Annotated in this window: 18 protein-coding genes; 6 read left to right on the top strand and 12 right to left on the bottom strand. The window is 61.4% G+C overall.

Annotated elements, in window-relative coordinates:
- Positions 1-234: 234 nt before the first annotated feature.
- From lpxO to KL786_RS23885, 3 genes are all read left to right on the top strand, one after another.
- Complete coding sequence (gene lpxO / locus KL786_RS23875) at positions 235-1,134, top strand: lipid A hydroxylase LpxO (RefSeq protein WP_032860500.1); 900 nt, start codon at positions 235-237, stop codon at positions 1,132-1,134.
- Positions 1,135-1,293: 159 nt separating this feature from the next.
- On the top strand, positions 1,294-1,611 hold the full coding sequence (locus tag KL786_RS23880; RefSeq protein ID WP_215519187.1) for a hypothetical protein: 318 nt from the start codon (positions 1,294-1,296) through the stop codon (positions 1,609-1,611).
- Positions 1,612-1,630: 19 nt separating this feature from the next.
- Positions 1,631-2,800 carry a PQQ-dependent sugar dehydrogenase gene (locus KL786_RS23885; RefSeq protein WP_215519188.1) on the top strand — a complete coding sequence of 390 codons (1,170 nt, stop codon included), beginning with the start codon at positions 1,631-1,633 and terminating at the stop codon, positions 2,798-2,800.
- A gap of 93 nt (positions 2,801-2,893) precedes the next feature.
- Here KL786_RS23885 and KL786_RS23890 read toward each other — a convergent pair whose 3' ends face one another.
- Positions 2,894-3,373, bottom strand: a complete 480-nt coding sequence (locus tag KL786_RS23890; RefSeq protein ID WP_215519189.1) for a nuclear transport factor 2 family protein — start codon at positions 3,371-3,373, stop codon at positions 2,894-2,896.
- A gap of 32 nt (positions 3,374-3,405) precedes the next feature.
- A complete protein-coding gene (locus KL786_RS23895; RefSeq protein ID WP_215519190.1) occupies positions 3,406-3,969 on the bottom strand; it encodes a TetR/AcrR family transcriptional regulator in 564 nt (187 codons plus the stop codon).
- Positions 3,970-4,094: 125 nt separating this feature from the next.
- Between KL786_RS23895 and pssA the strand changes: the two genes are divergently transcribed.
- Positions 4,095-5,438 carry a CDP-diacylglycerol--serine O-phosphatidyltransferase gene (pssA, locus tag KL786_RS23900; RefSeq protein WP_215519191.1) on the top strand — a complete coding sequence of 448 codons (1,344 nt, stop codon included), beginning with the start codon at positions 4,095-4,097 and terminating at the stop codon, positions 5,436-5,438.
- Here the strand turns inward: pssA and KL786_RS23905 are convergent.
- From KL786_RS23905 to efeU, 5 genes are all read right to left on the bottom strand, one after another.
- Positions 5,435-6,637 carry an MFS transporter gene (locus KL786_RS23905; protein WP_215519192.1) on the bottom strand — a complete coding sequence of 401 codons (1,203 nt, stop codon included), beginning with the start codon at positions 6,635-6,637 and terminating at the stop codon, positions 5,435-5,437. The genes pssA and KL786_RS23905 overlap by 4 nt on opposite strands.
- A gap of 252 nt (positions 6,638-6,889) precedes the next feature.
- The gene (gene efeO / locus KL786_RS23910; protein WP_215519193.1) at positions 6,890-7,708 is read right to left on the bottom strand and encodes an iron uptake system protein EfeO; all 819 of its coding nucleotides are present in this window, start codon (positions 7,706-7,708) and stop codon (positions 6,890-6,892) included.
- 26 nt (positions 7,709-7,734) lie between these two features.
- The gene (gene efeB, locus KL786_RS23915; protein ID WP_215519194.1) at positions 7,735-9,024 is read right to left on the bottom strand and encodes an iron uptake transporter deferrochelatase/peroxidase subunit; all 1,290 of its coding nucleotides are present in this window, start codon (positions 9,022-9,024) and stop codon (positions 7,735-7,737) included.
- 17 nt (positions 9,025-9,041) lie between these two features.
- Complete coding sequence (gene efeO, locus KL786_RS23920; protein ID WP_215519195.1) at positions 9,042-10,241, bottom strand: iron uptake system protein EfeO; 1,200 nt, start codon at positions 10,239-10,241, stop codon at positions 9,042-9,044.
- A gap of 9 nt (positions 10,242-10,250) precedes the next feature.
- The gene (efeU, locus tag KL786_RS23925) at positions 10,251-11,084 is read right to left on the bottom strand and encodes an iron uptake transporter permease EfeU (RefSeq protein ID WP_215519196.1); all 834 of its coding nucleotides are present in this window, start codon (positions 11,082-11,084) and stop codon (positions 10,251-10,253) included.
- A gap of 201 nt (positions 11,085-11,285) precedes the next feature.
- On the opposite strand from efeU, the gene KL786_RS23930 reads away from it, so the two are divergent.
- The gene (locus KL786_RS23930) at positions 11,286-12,293 is read left to right on the top strand and encodes an AraC family transcriptional regulator (RefSeq protein ID WP_215519197.1); all 1,008 of its coding nucleotides are present in this window, start codon (positions 11,286-11,288) and stop codon (positions 12,291-12,293) included.
- Positions 12,294-12,489: 196 nt separating this feature from the next.
- On the opposite strand, the gene KL786_RS23935 is transcribed toward KL786_RS23930, so the two are convergent.
- The 3 genes from KL786_RS23935 to mexE are packed head-to-tail and all read right to left on the bottom strand — an operon-like array spanning position 12,490 to position 18,344.
- Complete coding sequence (locus KL786_RS23935) at positions 12,490-13,905, bottom strand: efflux transporter outer membrane subunit (protein WP_215519198.1); 1,416 nt, start codon at positions 13,903-13,905, stop codon at positions 12,490-12,492.
- Positions 13,902-17,081: an efflux RND transporter permease subunit gene (locus KL786_RS23940; protein ID WP_215519199.1), complete on the bottom strand. Its 3,180-nt coding sequence runs from the start codon at positions 17,079-17,081 to the stop codon at positions 13,902-13,904. The genes KL786_RS23935 and KL786_RS23940 overlap by 4 nt, the downstream gene beginning before the upstream one ends.
- Before the next feature lie 15 nt (positions 17,082-17,096).
- Positions 17,097-18,344: a multidrug efflux RND transporter periplasmic adaptor subunit MexE gene (gene mexE, locus KL786_RS23945; RefSeq protein WP_065943309.1), complete on the bottom strand. Its 1,248-nt coding sequence runs from the start codon at positions 18,342-18,344 to the stop codon at positions 17,097-17,099.
- Between the two features lie 262 nt (positions 18,345-18,606).
- Between mexE and yddG the strand changes: the two genes are divergently transcribed.
- Positions 18,607-19,497, top strand: coding sequence for an aromatic amino acid DMT transporter YddG (gene yddG / locus KL786_RS23950; protein ID WP_215519200.1), 891 nt, complete (start codon positions 18,607-18,609; stop codon positions 19,495-19,497).
- On the opposite strand, the gene KL786_RS23955 is transcribed toward yddG, so the two are convergent.
- Positions 19,494-20,456, bottom strand: coding sequence for an arsenic resistance protein (locus KL786_RS23955; RefSeq protein ID WP_215519201.1), 963 nt, complete (start codon positions 20,454-20,456; stop codon positions 19,494-19,496). The genes yddG and KL786_RS23955 overlap by 4 nt on opposite strands.
- 21 nt (positions 20,457-20,477) lie before the next feature.
- Positions 20,478-21,104 (bottom strand): LysE family translocator, encoded by a 627-nt coding sequence (locus KL786_RS23960; RefSeq protein WP_215519202.1) that lies wholly within the window; start codon positions 21,102-21,104, stop codon positions 20,478-20,480.
- Positions 21,105-21,551 lie beyond the last annotated feature (447 nt).

Consider the following 21,551-nt stretch of genomic DNA (forward strand, 5'->3'; position numbering starts at 1 on the left):
GCCACCGCACTTTCGAGGTGGCGCGGCTACACAGTTGGAAGACACCTTTTCACAATTCTTAGTTAACTTTTGGTTACAAACTGTGGCTAAATTAACTGCCATTGGCCACTATCCGAATGGTCTCCAAGACACTCGTGGGCCTGTTAATGAATTGTGATTTCAGGTGCTGCATTTTCCCTCCCTGGCCAGGCCTGGAGGAGCAGCCTGTACTCTTCTGACATGTGACGAATTCCCGTGAAACTCATCATTGTTGCTCTCTACGTTGTCTCCATTGCGTATGTACACCTGCGTGGCCGGGTGCGACATAAGCTGGGCCGTCAATTAAGCGACCACTCGACCTTTCTCGCACCGGTCAATTGTTTCCTCTACCTGTTCTCCAAGTTGCCTGCCCGCCCGTACCTTTCGCCCAGCGACTTTCCCGACCTGAGCCCACTGCAGGCGCATTGGCAGGAGATCCGCGAGGAAGGCCAGAACCTGATGCGGGCCGGGGAGATCAAGCGTTCAGACCAATACAACGATGTGGGCTTCAACTCGTTTTTCAAATCGGGCTGGAAGCGTTTCTACCTCAAGTGGTACGGCGACAGTCATCCGTCGGCCATGAAGCTGTGCCCGCGCACCACCGAGCTGGTGCAAAGTATCGGTTCGATCAAGGCCGCAATGTTTGCCGAACTGCCGCCAGGCTCCAAGTTGGTCCGCCATCGTGACCCTTATGCCGGCTCCTATCGCTACCACCTGGGGTTGGATACACCCAACGATCCGGGCTGCTACATCAATGTGGACGGTGAGAACTATTACTGGCGTGACGGCGAGGCGGTGATGTTCGATGAGACGTACATCCACTATGCCGAAAACACCACGGCGCAGAACCGCATCATATTGTTCTGCGATATTGAACGGCCGATGAAGTATCGCTGGGCGGCGGCGTTCAATCGCTGGTTCAGCCGCAACGTCATGGCAGCCGCCGGCTCGCCCAATGATGCCGGGGACAAGACCGGTGGGCTGAACCGTGCCTTTACCCGCCTGTACAAGATCCGCCTGCGGGGCAAGGAACTGAAAAAACGTAACCGCACCCGTTACTACCTGGAAAAGTGGGCGATCTTCGCCGGCCTGGCAGTGATTTTCGTGTTGATCTGAGGTTCAGTCCTTTCTAGGGCGAGTACGGAGCTGGGCTGCATCAGGGGTGTTGGAAAAGCCGTGTTACACCTGCCTGGAAACTATTTAGTTACCAAAGCCGAACCCAGCGCGTAGCGTGGTATCGAATGCAGGTATTCCTCGCCCCAGAGAAACTTCGTCATGAACAGCCGCACGCGCAGCCTTTTGGTGCTGGTCCTGGGCCTTGCCTTGAGTGGTGGGGCGCAGGCGCAGAACCTGCCCGGCAACAACAACCCATACAACAGCCCGATCAAACGGGCCAATCCCAACAGCATGCAGGGTACACAGCCCAATACGCCTGCCACTCGCGGCACCTATACCGCGCCAGTGCCTCGGCCGCCGACCCTGGAAAACGGTGGCATCGGCAATCGCTATCCGCAGCGTGATGCCACTCCCGCCCGTCCTGCCACCCAACCTTCAGCCCCGACCCGAGATGCCAATGGCAATCGCCGGCCCTGAACGAAAGGAATTCCACGGTATGTTTCTACGCCAAGCCTTTTTAGCGACCTGCTGTGCCAGTGCCCTGGCAACGGCGTTTCCCGCGTTTGCCGCCGATACCCGGCAGTTCCCCAGCGAACAAGGCAGCATCACCGCGACCCCGATTGTCAGTGGCCTGGACCATCCATGGGCGGTGGCGTTTTTGCCGGACAAGCAGGGCTTCCTGGTCACCGAGCGCCCTGGTGCGCTGCGCTTTGTGAGTGCTGACGGCAAATTGTCTGCGCCGCTCAGTGGTGTGCCGCAAGTGTGGGCCAAGGGGCAGGGTGGTTTGCTGGATGTGGTGCTGTCGCCTGATTTCAAGCAAGACCGTATGGTCTACTTGTCCTACGCCGAAGGTGGCGGCAAGGGCGGTACGGCCGGCACCGTAGTAGGACGTGGGCGCCTGAGTGAGGACTTGAGCGGCTTGAAGGACTTCCAGGTGATCCTGCGTCAGGAGCCCAAGCTGTCGACCAGCAATCACTTCGGTTCGCGCCTGGTGTTTGACCGGGATGGCTACTTGTTTGTGACCCTGGGCGAGAACAATGATCGCCCCACGGCCCAGGATCTGGACAAACTGCAAGGCAAGGTCGTGCGGATCTACCCGGATGGCCGCGTGCCGGATGACAACCCATTTGTCGGTCAGCCAGGGGCCAGGCCAGAGATCTGGTCCTATGGCCAGCGCAACCCACAAGGTGCGGCGCTCAATCCCTGGACCGGCACACTTTGGGAAAATGAACATGGCCCGCGCGGCGGCGATGAAATCAACATCATCGAGCGTGGCAAGAACTACGGCTGGCCACTGGCGACCCACGGCATCAACTATTCCTTGCTGCCGATTCCCGAGGCCCAAGGCAAGACGGCCGAAGGCACCGTCGGTCCCCATCATGTGTGGGAAAAGTCACCGGCCATCAGTGGCATGGCGTTCTACGACGCCGATCGCTTCAAGGCCTGGCAGCACAACCTGTTTATCGGCGCGCTGGCCAGCCAGGAGCTGATCCGCTTGCAGATCGATGGTGACAAGGTGGTGCACGAAGAACGCCTGCTGGGCGAATTGAAGGCACGCATCCGCGATGTGCGCCAAGGTCCGGATGGCTTCCTGTATGTGCTGACGGATGAGGCTGATGGCGTGTTGTACCAGGTGGGGTTAAAGCAGGATCGAGTGTCATTGTAGGAGTTGGCTTGCCAGCGATGATCGTTAACGCTCACGCTGGCTACCTGACACCCCAAGATGTTCTTGCTGGCCTCATCGCCGGCAAGCCGTCTCCTACAACCCCAGCTCGGACAGTCCCGGATGCTCGTCCGGGCGCCGCCCCAGTGGCCAATAGAATTTGCGTTCGCTTTCCTTGATCGGCATGTCATTGATGCACGCATGTCGGTTGGACATCAGGCCGTCCTGGTCAAACTCCCAGTTCTCGTTGCCGTAGGAGCGGAACCAGTTGCCGGAATCGTCGTGCCATTCATAGGCATAACGCACGGCGATACGGTTACCGGTAAAGGCCCACAATTCCTTGATCAAGCGGTAGTCCAGCTCCCGGGCCCATTTGCGGGTGAGGAAGTCCTTGGCTTGTTCGCGGTTGTGGGCGAATTCGGCGCGGTTACGCCACTGGGTGTCCAGGGTGTAGGCCAGTGACACGCGCTGCGGGTCGCGGGAGTTCCAGCCGTCTTCGGCGAGGCGGATCTTTTCAATGGCCGATTGTTCGGTAAAGGGCGGCAAGGGCGGACGCACGTGTGCATTAGCGGTCATTTGACTGCTCCTTTGGAATGTTAGTCGTTACTTCAAAGTGCCAATAACAATTGCGCCATGCATTGCGCATTATCAGCGGCGGTGACATCGCCCATTATCAAGGCGATGGTAATGGCGCCATCGACCAGGATCAGCAGTTGCGCGGCCTGTTGTTCCGGGGTCGGGGTGCCATGTGCGTTACACAGTTCAAGCAGGTATTCGAACAGTTTCTGTTTGTGTGCCCTGGCCAGCAAACGTACCGGGTCTTGCGGGTTACCGGTCTCGCCGCTGGTGTTGATAAAGGCACAGCCGCGAAAGTCGGCGGAGCCAAACCAGGTCTTGAGCGCGCTGAATACGCCAAGCAAGCGGGCGCCGCTGCCAGCGTGTTGCTCGACCTCACTGCGCAGCCACTGCAGCCAACGTTCGTCGCGACGTTGCAGGGCGGCGATCACCAGTTCGTCCTTATTGGCGAAGTAGCGGTAAATGCTTTTCCTGGAGACACCGGCGGTTTTCACCAGCAGATCCATGCCGGTGGCTGCGATGCCGTGCCGGTAGATCAACTTTTCGGTGACATCCAGGATAATGTCGCGGGTTTCACTGCTGGTCATGTCGTTCATGTCGCAAACAGTAGAACGATCGTTCTTCTTGGTCAATAAATTATTTTAAGCGGCTTGTGGGCAGACCTGGGCACCCCCCATGGTGTAAGCTCTCGGGCTCTTCGGATTCGATCATTGCGAGCCCTATGCCGTCGTTCTTCAAACGTTCCCTGTTGCCCAAGTTGCGCGGTTTCCCCCTGGCCACCGACGCGATCGAGGTGCTGTCCGGTGCCGCCGAGTTTCGCCGTTGCCTGTTGGAGAAAATCGCCCAGGCCCAACACCGTATCTACATCGTCGCTTTGTACCTGCAACAGGACGAAGCGGGGCAAGAAGTGTTTGACGCGCTACATGCCGCCAAGGCTGCACGGCCCGGGCTGGATATCGTGGTGATGGTTGACTGGCTGCGGGCCCAGCGCGGGCTGATCGGCGCGGGCAAGCAGCCAGGCAACAGCGCCTGGTACCAGGCGATGACCCAGTCACACCCGACGCAAGTGCCGGTGTACGGCGTACCGGTGCAGACCCGCGAGCTGTTTGGCGTGCTGCATCTAAAGGGCTTTGTGATCGATGACAGCGTGCTCTACAGCGGCGCCAGTCTCAACAATGTGTATTTGCACAAGTTCGACAAATATCGCTTTGACCGCTATCACCTGATCCACAACAAACCATTGGCCGACTCCATGCAGCACCTGGTGGAACACGGCCTGGTCGCCTCCAAGGCGGTGCACCGTCTCGACCTGCCCAACCTGCCCAGCACCCGCAGCCTGCGCAATGACATCGGCGACTTGCGCAGCCGGCTCAAGCACGCGACCTATGACACCACGGCCGGCCAGGCTGGCATTGGCGGGTTGTCGCTCAGCCCGCTGCTGGGGGTGGGCAAGAATAACCCGCTGAGCCGGGTGATCTGCGAACTGATCGCCAGCGCCCAGCAGCAGTTGACCATCTGCACCCCGTATTTCAACCTGCCGCTGCCGGTCACCCGGGAAATCAATCGTGCACTGGCCCGTGGGGTGAAGATCGACATCATCGTCGGCGACAAGACGGCCAACGACTTCTACATCCCGCCCAGCGAGCCGTTCAGGATCATCGCCGCGCTGCCATACCTCTACGAAATCAGCCTGCGCCGCTTTGCCAAGCGCCATCAGCGCATGATCGACAGCGGCCTGCTCAACCTGCACCTGTGGCGCGACGGGGACAACACCTACCACCTCAAGGGCATGTGGGTCGACGCGCGCTATACCTTGCTCACCGGCAACAACCTCAACCCCCGGGCCTTCCGCCTGGACCTGGAAAACGCCTTGCTGATCGACGATCCCCAGGGCCAGTGGCTTGCGCCGCGGGGGCGCGAGCTTGAGGAGGTTTTCCGGCACACCACGCGGATCCAGGGCTACCAGCAGTTGCAGACGCTGGTGGATTACCCCGAAGCCGTCGGCAAGTTCCTGCGTCGGGTCAGTCGGGTACGGGTCGAGCGCTTGCTGTATCGGATCCTCTAGCGGCGCGGTGCTGGCCAGAGTGCAATGAGCAGCAGCAGGGCGGCGGCGACCAGGTAGGGCAGCCGTGGCTCGATGGCATAGATCAGGGTCCCGGCCAGCGGCCCGACCACTACGCCCAAGCCTTGCGCCGCACCGACTGAGCCGGCAGTGGCACCTTGTTCCGAGGCTTCCACCGCGTTGGCCGCCAGTGCGGCGAACGACGGGAAGATCCAGCCCATGCCCGCTGCCGAGACGAAGAAACACAGCCAGAGAATCCACGCCGTATCCGCGAACATGCTGCCGGCAAAGCCCAGTGCCGAGACAATGGCGCCGACGCGGATCATCCGCAGCGGTGGCCATTCGAGTTTGCGCACCAGCAATTGCGAGCAGATCAAGGCCAAGCCCACCATCGTCAGGGCAATCCCGGCGGTTTGTGCGGCGTCGGCGGGGTTCATCTTCAGGCGGTCCAGGGCGAAAAAGCCCACGGTGATCTGGGCGATGGATACACACAGCATGGCGGCAAATGCCACCACCAATGGGCGCCGCAAGCGCGGGTCCGAAAGGTTGACGGCCTTGGGCGGTTGCTTGAGGTGCAGTTCCTGGCGCGGCAGTTTCACCAGCAACACCAAAAAGCCCAGCATGGGCAGCAGCGCCATCGCATAAAACGGCAGGCTCAGGCTGTAGCGGGCCAGCAGCGCTGCAATCGCCGGGCCCAGTACCAGGCCGCAGGCGTTTGCCGCCCCGAGCGAGGCCATGGCCTTGGCGCGGTGGGCCGGCTCGATATTGTCCGCGATCAGCGCATAGCCCCCCACCGGGATCGCGGCGTAGAACACCCCGATCAACCCGCGCCCCAACACCAGCCCGATAAAAGCCAGCATGGCTGAGGGCAGCAGTTGCAGGGAGGCGTCGATAAACACACACAGCGCCCAGTACGCCAGGGTGAAACCACCGGTACCCAACAGCAGCACTCGCCGCCGCCCCAGGCGATCACTGGCCTGGCCCCAGGGCCGCGCCAGCAGCATCCAGATCACCCCGGACACGGTCACCGCCGCACCCGCTTGCCAGGTCGCCAGCCCCAGCACCCGGGCGATGGGACCGATCAGCGAGACAAACGCCATCATCGCCATGGTGCAGGCCATGTTGGCGATCAGCAGGGGGCGCAGGTTGAACGAAGCAGAGGTGGGCAAGGCAGCATCAATGCTGGCGGCCGAATCGGGCATGGGAAATCTTCCGTGAGTGGGATCGATTGAACGTTATAGGTAAGACGGTTAAACGCAAAGCGCGATTAGCGGCAATGATGAAGATCTACAGCTGCTCTGCGCCCTAATGTCGATCAGTAAGCGAACGCAATGCTCAAAGCAGCGAAGATCCCCTGAGGGAGCGGGTTTGCTCGCGAAAGCACGGGGTCAGTCAACATCAATGTTTGCTGGGCCGACGCCTTCGCGAGCAAGCCCGCTCCCACAGGGGTTCTGTCAGTTCAGGCCCAGCTTGCCACGCAGGCTCGACAGGTCTTCGGCCAGGGTGTTGACCGGGCCGACCAGGGCCTTGCGGTCATTCTCCTTGACCTTGTCATAGGTTTCAAAGCCGCCATCGGCCGTTTTGTATTTGGCCAGGATCGTGTCCACCGTGGCAAAGTTCTTGTCGACCTTGGCCAAGAACGCCTTGTCCTGTTGCTCGATCTGCCCGCGGAACAGGTCGACGATCTTCTTCGCCCCGTCGATATTGCCCTGGAAGTCATACAGGTCGGTGTGGCTGTAGCGGTCTTCTTCGCCGGAGATCTTGGTAGCAGCCACTTCTTCGAGCAGTGCGGCAGCACCGCCGACGACTTTTTCCGGCGGGAAGGTCAGGCCGGCGACGCGGGCTTGCAGGTCTTTGACGTCCTTGTTCAAACCATCGGCCAGGGCGCCCAGGCCCTGGGTGCTGTTCTCGGCAAACAGACTGTATTCAATACGGTGGAAACCGGTGAAGTCCTCGGCCTTCACGCCTTTTTCGTGATCGTCGACCCGTGAGTCGATCGCGGCATCGAGGTCGCTGAACAACTCGGCGATCGGCTCGATGGCTTCATAGTGCACGCGGGTGGGCGCGTAGAGTTTTTTCGCGGTGGCCAGGTCGCCTTTTTTCACCGCATCGGTGAAGGCCTGGGTCTGGGTCACCAGTTCATCGATCTTGTCGGTGACATAGATCTTGTAGTCCGAAACCGGGCCCACCAGATCCAGGGGCGCCGTCGCAGCCATGGCCGCGAGTGGCGAAAGGGTCAACAACAACGACAACGCAAGAGACGACTTTTTCATGGGGCGGTTTCCGCTGTGGAGTGGGTTCAAGTGTTGGCAGTGGCTTGCAGCAACGTGCGGCCGATGAAGTCCTGCGGCCCGGTGATGCCCGGCAGGGTGAAGAAGTAGCCGCCGCCCACTGGCTTGAGGTACTCCTCCAGGGGCTCGCCATTGAGCCGGGTTTGTACGGCGATAAAGCCTTTCTCCAGGTCCGCCTGATAGCAGATAAACAACAGGCCCATGTCCAGCTGACCGTTCTTGTTCACGCCGTTGGAGTAGTTGAAGGGCCGGCGCAGGATCAGGCTGGCCTGGGTCGCGGCGGTGCGCGGGTTGGCCAGGCGGATATGCGCATCGAGCTTGGTCAGTTTGCCTTCTGGATCCTGGCCGTAGTCCGGCACCTGGGTTTCGCTGTGGCCGCCCATGGGCGCGCCACTGGTCTTGATCCGGCCGATGATGCTTTCCTGTTCCTGCAACGGCGTGCGGTCCCAGCGCTCGACGAAATTGCGGATGATCCGCACCGCCTGGTAGCTGCCATTGGCGGCCCAGGCCGGTTCGTCACTGCCTGGCTGCACCCACACAATCTGGTCCATGGCCTGTTTGTCGTTGGAGTCAGGGTTGGCCGAGCCGTCGCGAAAACCGAGGAAGTTGCGCGCACTTTGCGCCGGCTCGCCAGTACGGGCAGGGGCCTGGGGCGGCACGCTGCCTTCCTGTTTCCAGCGCACCAGCAGCAGGTCCGGCAGGTTTTTCACAATATCGCGCAGGGCGTGGATATTGGTGTCGGGGGTGTTGGAGCTCAACTGCAGGCTCAAGTCACCATGGCACTGCGCAGGGTCCAGCGCATCATTGGGGAAGCCGATCATGCGGCTCAGGCGCCTTGGCTTGGCGCCTGCCAGCCCGAAACGCTCATCGAACAGCGACTCACCCACCGACACGGTAATCGTCAGGTTGTCCGGGGTGACCACCGGGCCGAGGATTCCGGAGTCGGTGGGCGGCAGTTTTGGATCGACCTGTGGCACCGTACCGCCGGTCATCAGGAAACCAATGCGCTCGTTGAGGGTGCGAAACAGCCGCTCCAGATCCTCGCGATCGCTGGCCAACACATCGAACGCCACCAGCATGCCGCAGGCCGGGCGTGGGGTGACGATGCCGCTCTGGTGCTTGCCGTGGAAGGCATGGTGGTCCTGGGTTTTCTCGCTGCTGGGCGCGCTGGTGACCTGGGCCGCGCCGGCCGCCAGCGCCGGGCAACTGAGGCTGCTGCCGGCAATCGCCGCACCCGTGGCGGCCATGCCCAGCAACACACGGCGGCGCTGGGTGTTGAACTGTTCTGAATCACTCATCTATTCGGTCGTCTTCACTAAAGGCCAGAGAGGCCAAGGGCTGGGTCGATTCCATCGAGTGCGGCGGCCAGAGCCTTGGCCTTGTCGGCGATCTGCTGACGCTGATCGGCGGTAACGCTGTCATAGGTACGGTAGTGGCCATCGACCTTCAGGCCGTCGAGTTGCGCCGCGAAGGTGCTGATCGCGCTATCGATCCCCGGCAACAGGTCGGCGGCGGACTTGGCCAGTAGCGGTCGCATCAGGTCTACCACCTTGCGCGCCACTTCAAGGTTGGCGGCAAAACCATTGAGGTCGAGGTGGCTGTAGCGTTCTTCCTCGCCACTGGCAGCGCGCACGTCGGCCAGGCTGTTGAGGTTGCGCACCACGATGCTCACCAACTGCTCGGGCGGCAGCGACTGCGCCAGCAATTGCTGCTTGAGGGTGGTGACATCGCCAACCAGGCGTTGGGCAATCGGCGTCAGGCCGTCGAGACTGTGTTGCGCGAACAGGCCGTATTCCAGGCGATGGAAGCCGCTGAAGGCCGGGTCCTGTTCGCGCTTTTCGAAGTAATCGGCACGGGCGTTGATCGCGTTGTCCAGCTCAGCCAGGCGCTGGGCCGCCGGGGCCAGGTGCTGGTAAGCCTCGCGTGCCGGCAGGTACAGGGCCTGGGCTTGCGTCAGGTCGCCAGCAATCATCGCTTGCTCCAGGGCCGTGACGGCTTTGATCAAGGCGCCACTTTGGCTGCTCAGATACACGCGAAACTCCGACAGCGGGCCGATAAAGGCAATCATCGACGGCTTGGCTTTGGCCTGGGCGTCGGACTCGGCGGTGGGTGTCACATGCAGGGTGCCGCGCGGGTTACTCAACAGGCCACAGGTAATGGCGTAGTCGCCCGGCAGCAGGTTGGCGTTGATCACCTGGCTCAGGCCCGGGGCGATGTTTTCACGCTCTTCGACGACCAGTACGCCGTCGAGGATCTCCCACTCAACCGCGCGATCCGAACGGTTGATGATGCGAAAACTCGCGCGACCGGCCGGTACTGTCAGGGCATTGGGTTCGCAGGCGTGAGCGTGGATGATCACGGCAATTTCATTGTGATTGATCTGACGCTTGGCGGCGGCCAATTGCGCGGCGTAGTAGAACAGGCCACCGGCGGCGATCATCACGATCACCGAGCCGGCTAACGCCCAACGCAAGGCGCGGGGTGGCGAGGCGGGGGCAGGGGCTTGGTTTGGCAAGGGACAACCTTACTGGCTGGAGACGGAAGAGGGGTTGGCTGGCGCGGCGGGCAGGAAGAACATCAGCAACGCCAGCACCAGGTAAATCAGATAGGCGCCCAGGGTGCTGACGGTCGGCGCGTCCTGATAGCCGAACATGCCGGCCAGCACCGAACCCAGCGGGCCATCCATCGGCAGGGTTGCGCTGAAGTCGAACAGTACGTTTTGCAGGTGGTTCCACACCCCGGCTTCATGCAGGGCCTGCACCGAATTGGCGAGGATGCCGGCGGCCACCAAGAGGATGAACAGCCCGGTCCAGCGAAAGAACGCAGCGAGGTTCAGGCGCATGCTGCCGCTGTAGATCAGGAACCCCACGACAATCGCCAGCACCAGGCCGAGCAGGGCGCCGATGGGCGCAGCCGGGCCTTCGCTCTGCTGGAACACGGCCAGGAGGAAGAACACCGTTTCCAGGCCTTCGCGGGCCACGGCGAAAAACACCATGGCAATCAGCGCGATCACCTGATTGCGCGAGCCCGCCAAGGCATGATCCAGGGATTGGTGCAGGGAGTGCTTGATCGAGCGTGCGACCTTGCGCATCCAGAACACCATGGAACTGAGAATGGCCACGGCCACCAGGCCGACAATGCCTTCGAACAGTTCTTGCTGCTTTTGCGGGAACTCGGCGCTGACCAGCTCCAGGCCGCCACCGACCAGCAGGGCCAGGGCGGCGGCGAGAAACACGCCAACCCATACGGCCGGCATCCACTGGCCACGACCGGTCTGTTGCAGGTAGCTGGCGATGATGCCAACGATCAAGGCGGCTTCAATGCCTTCGCGCAACATGATGAGAAAGGGGACGAGCATCGGACACCGCAACGTAATTAGTTAGGGTGCTAAGTTGTAACATAATGATACTCATTACTAAACAGAGGATCTTGACGTTTTCTGAACGCTGCCTGAACAGAGGTTCATACCCCGGCGGCTACGGTGAGTGACGTTAATTTGAGTTCCTCACAAGCCAACACGCTCCTACAATGGCCGACTTACAAGATTGAGCCCTGGTCCATGTCGGAAAAAGACACCATCTCTATCCATCTGGTGCATGAAGCGCTGTTGCAGAGCTGCGCCCCCGGTGCGGCGACGCGCGAGGCGCTGGTCAAGGTCGGGATTGATCCGGTTTTGCTGGAGCAGCCTGATGCCAGGGTCCCGGCGTTGGCTTATGCACGGCTGTGGCGTTTGCTGGCACGGCGCAGGGATGACGAATTCTTTGGTATGGACCCGCGCAAGCTCAAATCCGGCAGTCTGGAATTCCTCTGCCGTGCGTCCATGGCCCAGCCGACCCTGGCCGACGCCCTGGAAACCGGCCTGAGCTTCCTGTCGCTGATGCTGGAAAACCTGCCGGCCGCACTGGTGCGCCAACAAAGCCTGGCAGAAATCGTATTGCTGGAGCCCGAAACAGAACCGCGCCGGGCGTTCACCTATTTTTGCTACTGGATGATCGTCCACGGCGTCGCCTGCTGGCTGGCCGGGCGGCGCATTCCGATCCTGGCCATCGAGTTGCGGGGTGCGCAGCCAGGATTTTGTGATGATTACCAGGTGATGTTTTCCGACAACCTGCGCTTCGACCGGCCCCGTACCCGGATGATCTTCTCGGCCGACTGCCTCGACCTGCCGATCAAACGCAGCCCCGAGGAGCTCAAGCGCTTTCTGGCCCTGGCCCCGGCCAATATTCTGGTCAAGTACCGTGATCCGGACAGCCTGGCAATGCGCATCAAGCACGACCTGCGCCAGCGCCCGGCCCAACAGTGGCCGGAAACTGAAAGCCTGGCCCACGACCTATGCATGTCCGCTTCCACCCTGCGCCGGCGCCTGGCCGAAGAAGGGCAGACGTACCAGGGCCTCAAGGACAGCGTGCGCAAGGAGCTGGCGGTTGTCTGGCTGGCCGAGGCCGATATCAGCTTCGCCGAGATCGCCAGCCGCCTGGGCTTTGCCGATGTGAGTTCGTTCTACAAAGCCTTTCGCAAATGGTCGGGTTCCAACCCTGGGCATTACCGCAGCTTGATCCTGACTTAAGTCAATTGTAGGAGCGAGCTTGCCCGCGAAAGACGTTAACGATAACGGCGCGCGTGCAGGGCGAACGCGGCGTTCTCAAGTTTTTCGCGAGCAAGCTCGCTCCTACCCGATAAGCAGGCAAAAAAAAGCCCCGTGGCCGAATGGACCACGGGGCTAAAAATTGGCTGGATGCGACCAACCAAAGGAGCTCTTTACTTCACTTGAGGCTGGCGACCGTTGTCTCTGGCTGCCAACCACCACCCAGCGCCTTGTAGATCGCCACGATGCCGCGATACAGGTCCACTTCGGCCAGGGCCTGGGCGTCTTCGGCGAGCAGGCGCTCGCGCTGGGCGTCGAGTAGCACGAGGAAGTCGGCAGTGCCTTCGCGGTAGCGAATCTCGGCCAGGTCGGCTGCTGCACGGCTCGATTCGCTCTGGCGGATCAGCGAGACCAGGCGTTGCTGGCGCTTGCCGTAGTCGCTGAACGCGTTCTCGGATTCTTCCAATGCCAGCAATACTTGCTGCTCGTAGGTGGCCAGGGCGCCGTCGGCTTCGGCGTCGGCACCGCGCAAACGGGCGCGCACGCTGCCCAGGTCAAAGGCGGCCCAGGTGATGCTCGGGCCCAGGGCCCAGGCATTGGCGGCGGATGAGCCGATCTGCGAGCCACGGCCAGCGGTAAACCCAAGGAAGCCACTGAGGCTGACCCGTGGAAACAGGTCGGCCTTGGCCACGCCGATACGCGCGGTGGCCGCTGCCAGTTTGCGTTCGGCGCTGAGAATGTCCGGGCGCCGTTGCAGCAATTGCCCCGGGTCGCCAATCGGCAAGGCTTTGGCAATCGCCGGCAGGTTGGCCGGGCTCAGGTCCACCGTGAGTGTGTCCGGGCGCTGGCCGAGCAGGGTGGCGATGCGGTTGCGTTCGCGCACTTGTTCAGCCTGCAATTGCGGCACGCTGGCTTCGACTGCCGCCAGGCGCGCATCGGCACGTACCACGTCCAGTTGGTCGCCGACGCCGGCATCGCGCAGGCTTTCGGTGATGGTGCGCGAGTCCTGCTGGTTCTTCAGGTTGGCCAGGGCGATTTTTTCCCGCAGTTGCGCACCGCGCAGTTGGCCGTAGGCATCCACCAATTCGGCAATCAGGCTGACTTGCAGTTGATAGAGGTCGGCTTCGGCGGCCTGCTGGTCGGCGTCGCTGGCTTCCAGGTTGCGCTGGATACGGCCGAACAGGTCCAGCTCCCAGGCCATGTCCAGGCCCAGGTCATAGCGTTCGCTATTGACCCGGCGCGTGGTTTGGCCAGGGATCTGGCCCTTGGCCAAATCGCTGCTGACGCGGCTGGTGATGGTGGGCATCGCGTCATTGCTGGCGTCATCACGAATCGCCCGGGCGGCCCGCAGGCGGGCAAATGCAACGCGCAAATCGCGGTTGCCTTGCAACGATTGCGTCACCAACTGGTTGAGGGTCGGATCTTCAAACTGCTGCCACCAGATACCTTCGAACTTGGCGTGGTCGTATTGCTTGGCATCGGCGGCGGCCGTGATAGTGGCCGCCTCCAGTGGCTGGGTTTTATAGTCCGGGCCGACGGCACAGGCGCTGAGCGCCAATACCAGCAGGCTCGGCAGGAACACTTTCACACTCATTGCTGTGTCTCCAGCTTCAAGGCCTTGGCCGCTTTGCGTGCATCGCTGCGCTCCACATAACGGCGGATCAACACGTAGAACACCGGCGTCAGCAACAGGCCGAAGAAGGTCACCCCGATCATCCCGGAGAATACCGCCACACCCATGGCATGACGCATCTCGGCACCCGCACCGCTGGAGAGCACCAGGGGCACCACGCCCATGATGAAGGCGAACGAGGTCATCAGGATCGGCCGCAGACGCAGGCGGCAGGCTTCCAGCACCGCAGCCAGCGGGTCGAGGCCTTCTTCCTGCTTATCCTTGGCGAACTCGACGATCAGGATCGCGTTCTTACAGGCCAGTCCCACCAGTACGATCAAGCCGATCTGGGTAAAGATGTTGTTATCGCCACCGGACAGAATCACCCCGGTAATGGCCGACAGCAGAGTCATCGGTACGATCAGGATCACCGCCAGTGGCAGGCTCCAGCTTTCGTATTGGGCGGCCAGTACCAGGAACGCCAGCAGTACACAGAGCGGGAACACGAACAGCGCGGTATTGCCCGAGAGGATTTGCTGATACGTCAGGTCAGTCCACTCGTAGGTCATGCCGTTGGGCAGTTCTTCCTTGAGCAGTTTCTCGATCGCCGCTTGGGCCTGGCCCGAGCTGTAGCCCGGTGCGGCGTTGCCGTTGATCTCGGCAGTGATAAAGCCGTTGTAGTGCATCACGCGGTCCGGCCCCGAGGTGTCGCTGACCTTGATAAAGGTCGCCAGCGGGATCATCTCGCCCTTGTTGTTGCGCACTTTCAGCTGACCGATCTGCTCGTCTTCAAGGCGGAACTGCTGCTCGGCCTGGACGTTGACCTGATAAGTACGGCCAAAGCGGTTGAAGTCGTTGGCATACAGCGAACCCAGGTAGATCTGCAGGGTGTCGAAGATGTCGCTGATCGCCACGCCATGGGTCTTGGCCTTTTCACGGTCGATAGCGGCATCGACCTGGGGCACGTTGACCGTGTAGCTGGTAAACAGGCCGAACAGTTCCGGCACGTTGTGGCTCTTGGTGATGATGTTCTGTACTTCTTTGTACAGTTCCTCATAGCCCAGGTTGCCGCGGTCTTCGACTTGCAGGCGGAACCCGCCAATGGTGCCCAGGCCCTGTACTGGCGGCGGCGGGAAGATCGCCATGTAGGCTTCCTGGATATCGGCGTACTTGCCGTTCAGGGCACCGGCGATTTCACCTGCGGACATGCCCACGGCCTTGCGCTCGTCAAACGGCTTCAAGGTCACGAACACGATGCCGCTGTTGGGGCTGTTGGTAAAACCGTTGATCGACAGGCCAGGGAAGGCCACGGCACTTTCGACGCCCGGTTGCTTGAGGGCGATATCCGACATGCGCTTGATCACGTCTTCGGTGCGATCCAGGCTGGCAGCGTCCGGCAGTTGGGCGAAAGCCACCAGGTATTGCTTGTCCTGGGCCGGGACGAAACCGGTCGGGGTGTGGGCAAAACCGAACCAGGTCAGCACCATCAGGCCGGCGTACAGGAACAGCGCAATGCCGCTGCCACGGATTACCCGGCGCACGGTGCTGACGTAGCCACCACTGGCGCGTTCGAAGAAGCGGTTGAACGGGCGGAACAACCAGCCGCCAAACACCTTGTCGAGGACCTTGGAGAAACGATCCTTCGGCGCATCATGGCTGCGCAGCAACACGGCGGCCAGGGCAGGGGACAAGGTCAGCGAGTTGAAGGCCGAGATCACGGTGGAGATCGCGATGGTCAAGGCGAACTGCTTGTAGAACTGCCCTGTCAGGCCGCTGATAAAGGCTGCCGGAATGAACACCGCACACAACACCAGCGCCGTGGCAATGATCGGCCCGGTCACTTCGCTCATGGCTTTTTCGGTGGCCGGGAATGGTTCCAGGCCCAGTTCGATATTACGTTCGACGTTCTCTACCACCACGATGGCGTCGTCGACCACGATGCCGATGGCCAATACCAGGCCAAACAGTGACAGGGCATTGAGCGAGAAGCCAAACAGATGCATCACCGCAAAGGTACCGATCAACGATACCGGCACCGCTACCAACGGAATGATCGAGGCGCGCCAGGTCTGCAGGAACAGAATCACCACCAGCACCACCAGGATCAGTGCTTCGAACAGGGTGTGTACCACGGCCTCGATGGAGCCACGCACGAAGATGGTCGGGTCATAGACGATGCTGAAGTCCATGCCTTCGGGGAAGCTCTTTTTCAGCTCCGCCATCTTGTCGCGCACTTCATTGGAGATCTGGATCGCGTTGGAGCCAGGGCGCTGGAAGATCGGGAGCGCCACCGCCGGCTGGTTGTTGAGCAGCGAACGCAAGGCGTATTGGCTGGAACCCAGCTCGACCCGGGCAATGTCCTTGAGGCGGGTGATTTCACCGTTATCGCCTGCGCGAATAATGATGTTCTCGAACTCTTCCTCGGTGACCAGGCGCCCTTGGGTGTTGACTGACAACTGGAAGCTGGTGGCCGTCGGCGCAGGCGGTGCACCGAGGGCACCGGCCGCTACCTGGCGGTTCTGCTCGCGAATCGCGGTCACCACATCGGTGGCGGTCAGGTTGCGTGAAGCGGTCTTGTTCGGATCCAGCCAGACGCGCAACGAGTAGTCGCCCATGCCGAACAACTGCACATCACCGACACCGCCCAGGCGCGCCAGCTCATCCTTGATATTGAGGATGGCGTAGTTGGACAGGTAGAGCATGTCGTAACGCTGATCCGGCGAGGTCAAGTGCACGACCATGGTCAGGTCGGGGGAGGCCTTGTCCACGGTAATACCGATGCGCGTCACTTCTTCCGGCAGCTTGGGTTGGGTACGGGTCACCCGGTTCTGCACCTGCACCTGCGCGTTATCCAGGTCGGTGCCCAGGGCGAAGGTGATGGTCAGGGTGATCTTGCCGTCGGCGGTCGATTGCGAGGACATGTAGAGCATGTTCTCGACACCGGTGATCGCTTGTTCCAACGGCGCGGCCACGGTTTCACCGATGACTTTGGGGTTGGCGCCCGGGAAGCTGGCACGTACGACAACGGTCGGCGGCACCACTTCCGGGTATTCACTGATCGGTAACTGGAACAGCGAGATCGCGCCGGCGATCAGGATCAGCAGCGATAACACTGCTGCGAAGATCGGCCGCGAAATGAAGAACTTGGAGAAATTCATCTTGTGTGTAGTCCCTTAACCGCGTGGAGTCGCGACACTGGCGAGCTTGGGTGCGGCTTTGTTGTCCGGCGCCACTTGCTCAAGGTTGCTGGCTTCAAGCGCTTGTCGTTGTTGTGCCAAGGCGGCGAGGGTGGCCTGGCTGGCCATCGGGATGGTCTCCGGTGCTACCGGCGATCCCGGACGCACTCGCTGCAGGCCCTTGACAATAATCGTGTCGTCCTTGGTCAGGCCGCTGCGCACGATGCGCAAGCCTTCGATCTTTGGCCCCAGTTCGACGGCGCGGTAGGCGGACTTGTTGTCGCCGTCCATGACCAGTACGAACTTCTTGCCCAGGTCGGTGCCCACGGCCTCGTCGGTGATCAGCACGGCGGAGTAGGTGCCGCTGCCCACCAGTTTCAGGCGCGCATACAGGCCGGGGGTGAAGCGCCCGTCTGTGTTGTCGAACACGGCGCGCCCACGAATGGTGCCGGTGGCCGGGTTGACCTGGTTGTCGACAAAGTTCATCTGGCCCAGGTGCGGGTTGCCGTCTTCGTTGGACAGGCCCAGGTACACCGGGGTGGTGGCGCCGCGACGGCCCTGGCGCGCCAGTTCGGTGTACTTGAGGTACACGCGTTCATCGGCGTCGAAGTAGGCATAGACCTTGTCGGTGGAGACCACGCTGGTCAGCTCGGTGACATCGGCGGTCACCAGGTTACCGGCGGTGATCGCCGCGCGGCTGACGCGGCCGCTGATCGGTGAGATGACGCGAGTGAAGCTCAGGTTCAGCTTGGCCAGGTCCAGTTGTGCCTGGATTCCGGCCACGGCAGCACGGGCTTCCTGGGCGGCAGTGGTCCGTGAGTCGGCCAGCTCGGCGGAAATCGCATTGCTCTGGCGCAGGCGCTCGCCACGCTGGGCTTCGTTGTCACTGCGCGATGCGGCGGCTCTGGTTTGTTGAAGTTGGGCTTCAAGGCGACGCACTTCAGCCTGGAACGGACGCGGGTCGATCTGGAACAGCAGGTCGCCTTTCTTCACCAGCGCACCTTCGGTAAACGCTACCTGGTCGATCTGGCCTGATACGCGCGGGCGTATCTGCACGGTTTCCGGGGCTTCCAGGCGGCCAGTGAACTCATCCCATTCATTGACCGGTTGTTCCAGGACCTTGGCAACGCTGACTTTGCTGGCGGGCATGGCGGCCGCTTGCTCGGGGGCCTTGCCGCATGCGCTCATCACCAACACGGCCAACAGGGCCAGGGGATAGCGCAAATGTTTGAGTGACTGTTCCATGAGGTGCATCCGCCAATGTATTTGAGATGGGCGGATCATGCTCGGCGGGCTGCTATCTCACGAATCGAATGAAGCAAAGGTAACTATCATTCGGAATGATATAAGCGCCGGGAAAGCTCTCTAGCATGGGGTTTTCGTTAGGGGGCTATCAATCTCATTGATAACAAAACACTGTTGCGCAAACCGCAACCAAAACCCCAGGCTCCTACAGGGTGTGATTTACCTGTACCGTTGCAGCTTTTTAACGCTCAGAGAGTCAGCAATGCAGATCAGGGGTGAACGGGCCGCGACGGCGTGTGGTTTGGTGGCAATCCTTTTGTGGAGTACCGCCGCCGGGCTGATCCGCAGTGTCAGCGAACTGTTCGGGCCATTGGGCGGCGCGGCGCTGATCTACACGTTGGGTGCCGTCCTGCTGATGGCGTGGCTCGGGCGACCACGCCTGCGCGCCACGTCCTGGCCGTACCTGATCATGGGCAGCGCACTGTTTGTCGCGTATGAGGTGTGCCTGTCCCTGGCCCTGGGTTTTGCCAGCAGTCGCAACCAGGCCATCGAACTGGGCGTGGTCAATTACCTGTGGCCGTGCCTGACGGTGTTGCTGGCGATTGTCATGAACGGGCAAAAGGCTCGCTGGATCATCGTGCCGGGCAGTGTATTGGCGCTGTTTGGCATCCTGTGGGTGGTCAGCGGTGACGGTCTGGCATTGGCAACCATCGTCGCCAATGTGCAATCCAACCCTCTGAGCTACAGCCTGGCCCTGGGGTGTGCGATCACCTTCGCCTTGTATTGCAATGTCACGCGGCGCTATGCCGGCGGGCAAAACCTGGTGGTGCTGTTTTTCATCCTGACGGCAGCGGTGCTGTGGGTGAAGTACGGCTTGAGTGCCGAGGTCTTGCCGGCCGTGACCCTGGGCAACAGCCTGGAGTTGCTGGCCACGGGTATTGCGATGGCGGGCGGCTATGCCTTGTGGAATATCGGCATCCTGCGCGGCAACCTGACCTTGCTGGCGACCGCGTCCTATGGCGCGCCGGTGCTGTCATCGGCATTCGCGGCGCTCTGGCTGGGCGCCCACCTCACCCCACAGTTCTGGCAGGGCGCGGTATTGGTGACCGCAGGCTCGCTGCTGTGCTGGCACGCCACGCGCGAGCAGTCCTAACGGCTGCGCCAGACTAGGGCCGGGATGACACGGATGTAGATCAGCTCACAGACCAGTTCGATCAATGTCTGGGTAATGATCGCCGCGGCGGCCAGCATGCGCATGTCTTCGGGCAAGGCCAGCGCCAATGGCAGGACCACCAGCGAGTTGCGCGTGGCACTGCTGAAGGTGACCGAGCGCGCCGTGGCGGCGGGCAGGCGCAAAGCCCAGGCCGTCATGGCGCCAAGCACCGGGGCGAGCACCATGAAACCGAGGTACACCGGGATCACCGGCAACAACTGCTCGATCTCCCGCACCACGAATGCGATCTGTGAACCAATCACCACGATCAGCACCGCCGCCATGGCGGGCACCGGCATCCACGCCCAGCCCGCGTTCCAGCGCGCAACCTGTGGCGAACGCCTGGCCCCGGCACACGTCAGTACCGCCAGCAGCAACGGCACCGCGATCAACATCACGAATGCCTCGACAAACGGGCCGATGGCAATCGCTACGGCTGTCTCACTGCCTGGAATCAGTGCCAGGTACAACGGCAGCAGCGCCAGTTGCAGTAACAGCAGCAAGGGCGTGGCGGCCAGCGTCAATCGGGCATCGCCTTTGCCAATATGGGTAAACACCACCACGTAGTCGATGCATGGCGTCAGCAGCACCAGGAGTGCACCGATCAGGATCGCCGGTTGATCATGCAGGCCCAGGGTAATGACCCATACAAGCAGAGGGATCAGCACGAAATTGGCCACCACCAATGCCGCGATAAAGCGTTTGTTGACCAGGCCCTGGCGCAGTTCAAGAAACGGGATTTGTAGGAACATCGCATACATCAACCCGGCAATCGCCGGGGTGACGAGGACGCCCAGGCTCTGCGCTGCCTGAGGCGCGAGCAGGCCACCGACAGCGGCGATGATGACCGCCACGAAGTAGATTGGGATCTGGTTATGCTCAAGCTGGTCTTTGTTCACGAGGGTCCTTGGGAGGCCGGTTTATTTTTGGCTGAGTGCCGCCACCGAAAGCCCGGACGCGACGAAGGTCAGTCCGGCGCCCACATTCAGGCCATTGACGACTTTTGGCTTGCGTTGCAGCCAGGTCGACAGGCGTGTCGCAAAAACGCCCATGAGCGCAAAGCCCAGGGCGGTCAATGCGGCGAACCAGGCGCCGTAGACCATCATTTGCAACGTGACCGAGCCCAATGCCGGGTTGACGAACTGTGGAATGAACGCCAGCACAAACAGCCCAGGCTTGGGGTTCAGTGCCGCCGACAGGAAACCGGTGAGGAAGATGCTTTTGAGCGGTTGCCGTGCCGCCGGCTTGAAGTTGATCAGGCTGCGCGAACGCAAGACCTTGATGCCCAGCCACACCAGGTAGCTGGCGCCGATTACTTTAACCACCCAGAACGCCACGGCGGATGTCTGCATCAACAGGGTCAGGCCCAGCGAGGCGGTGGCCACGTGAAACAGGATCCCGGTGCCCGAAGCCACCCCCGAAACGGCCGCTGCCATGCGCCCCTGGCTCAGCCCCCTGGCGATGGCCAGCAGGTTGTCCGGGCCGGGGGAGAGCACCAGCAACAGGCAGGCGGCGGTATAGGTCAGCCAGATATCCAGTGGGAACATAACGATACTCCTTTCGTCAACGGTGCAAGGCAGCCATCGTGTTCCAACCGAGCCTCCAAGATCAAGGTCAATCCCGCGATGCATCAGCACCGCATGGGACTCAAGGCAGGGCGTAGGCGATCACGTAGTCGCCACGGTCGGTGGATTGGCGCGCGCCACCAGCGGTGATGACTACGTATTGTTTGCCGGTTTTCGGCGAAACGTAGGTCATCGGCCCACCCTGGCTGCCCACGGGCAGGGGGCTTTCCAGGTTTCTTCGACGTAGCGCTGTCGCGCAGCAAACTGGAGGCGCCTACGAAATATCAGCTTTTAGAGGTGATTTTTAACCCTTTAAAATCAGTAATTTATTTTATGTTTGATAGGAGCTGCCAAGCCCCGTCGAGGCTGCGATGGCGGTGGATCAGGCGACATCTTCGCTGCCTGTACCGCCGCCATCGCAGCCTCGCT

Source organism: Pseudomonas sp. TAE6080 (assembly GCF_018732265.1).
In the GTDB taxonomy this organism is placed as follows: Bacteria; Pseudomonadota; Gammaproteobacteria; order Pseudomonadales; family Pseudomonadaceae; genus Aquipseudomonas; species Aquipseudomonas brenneri.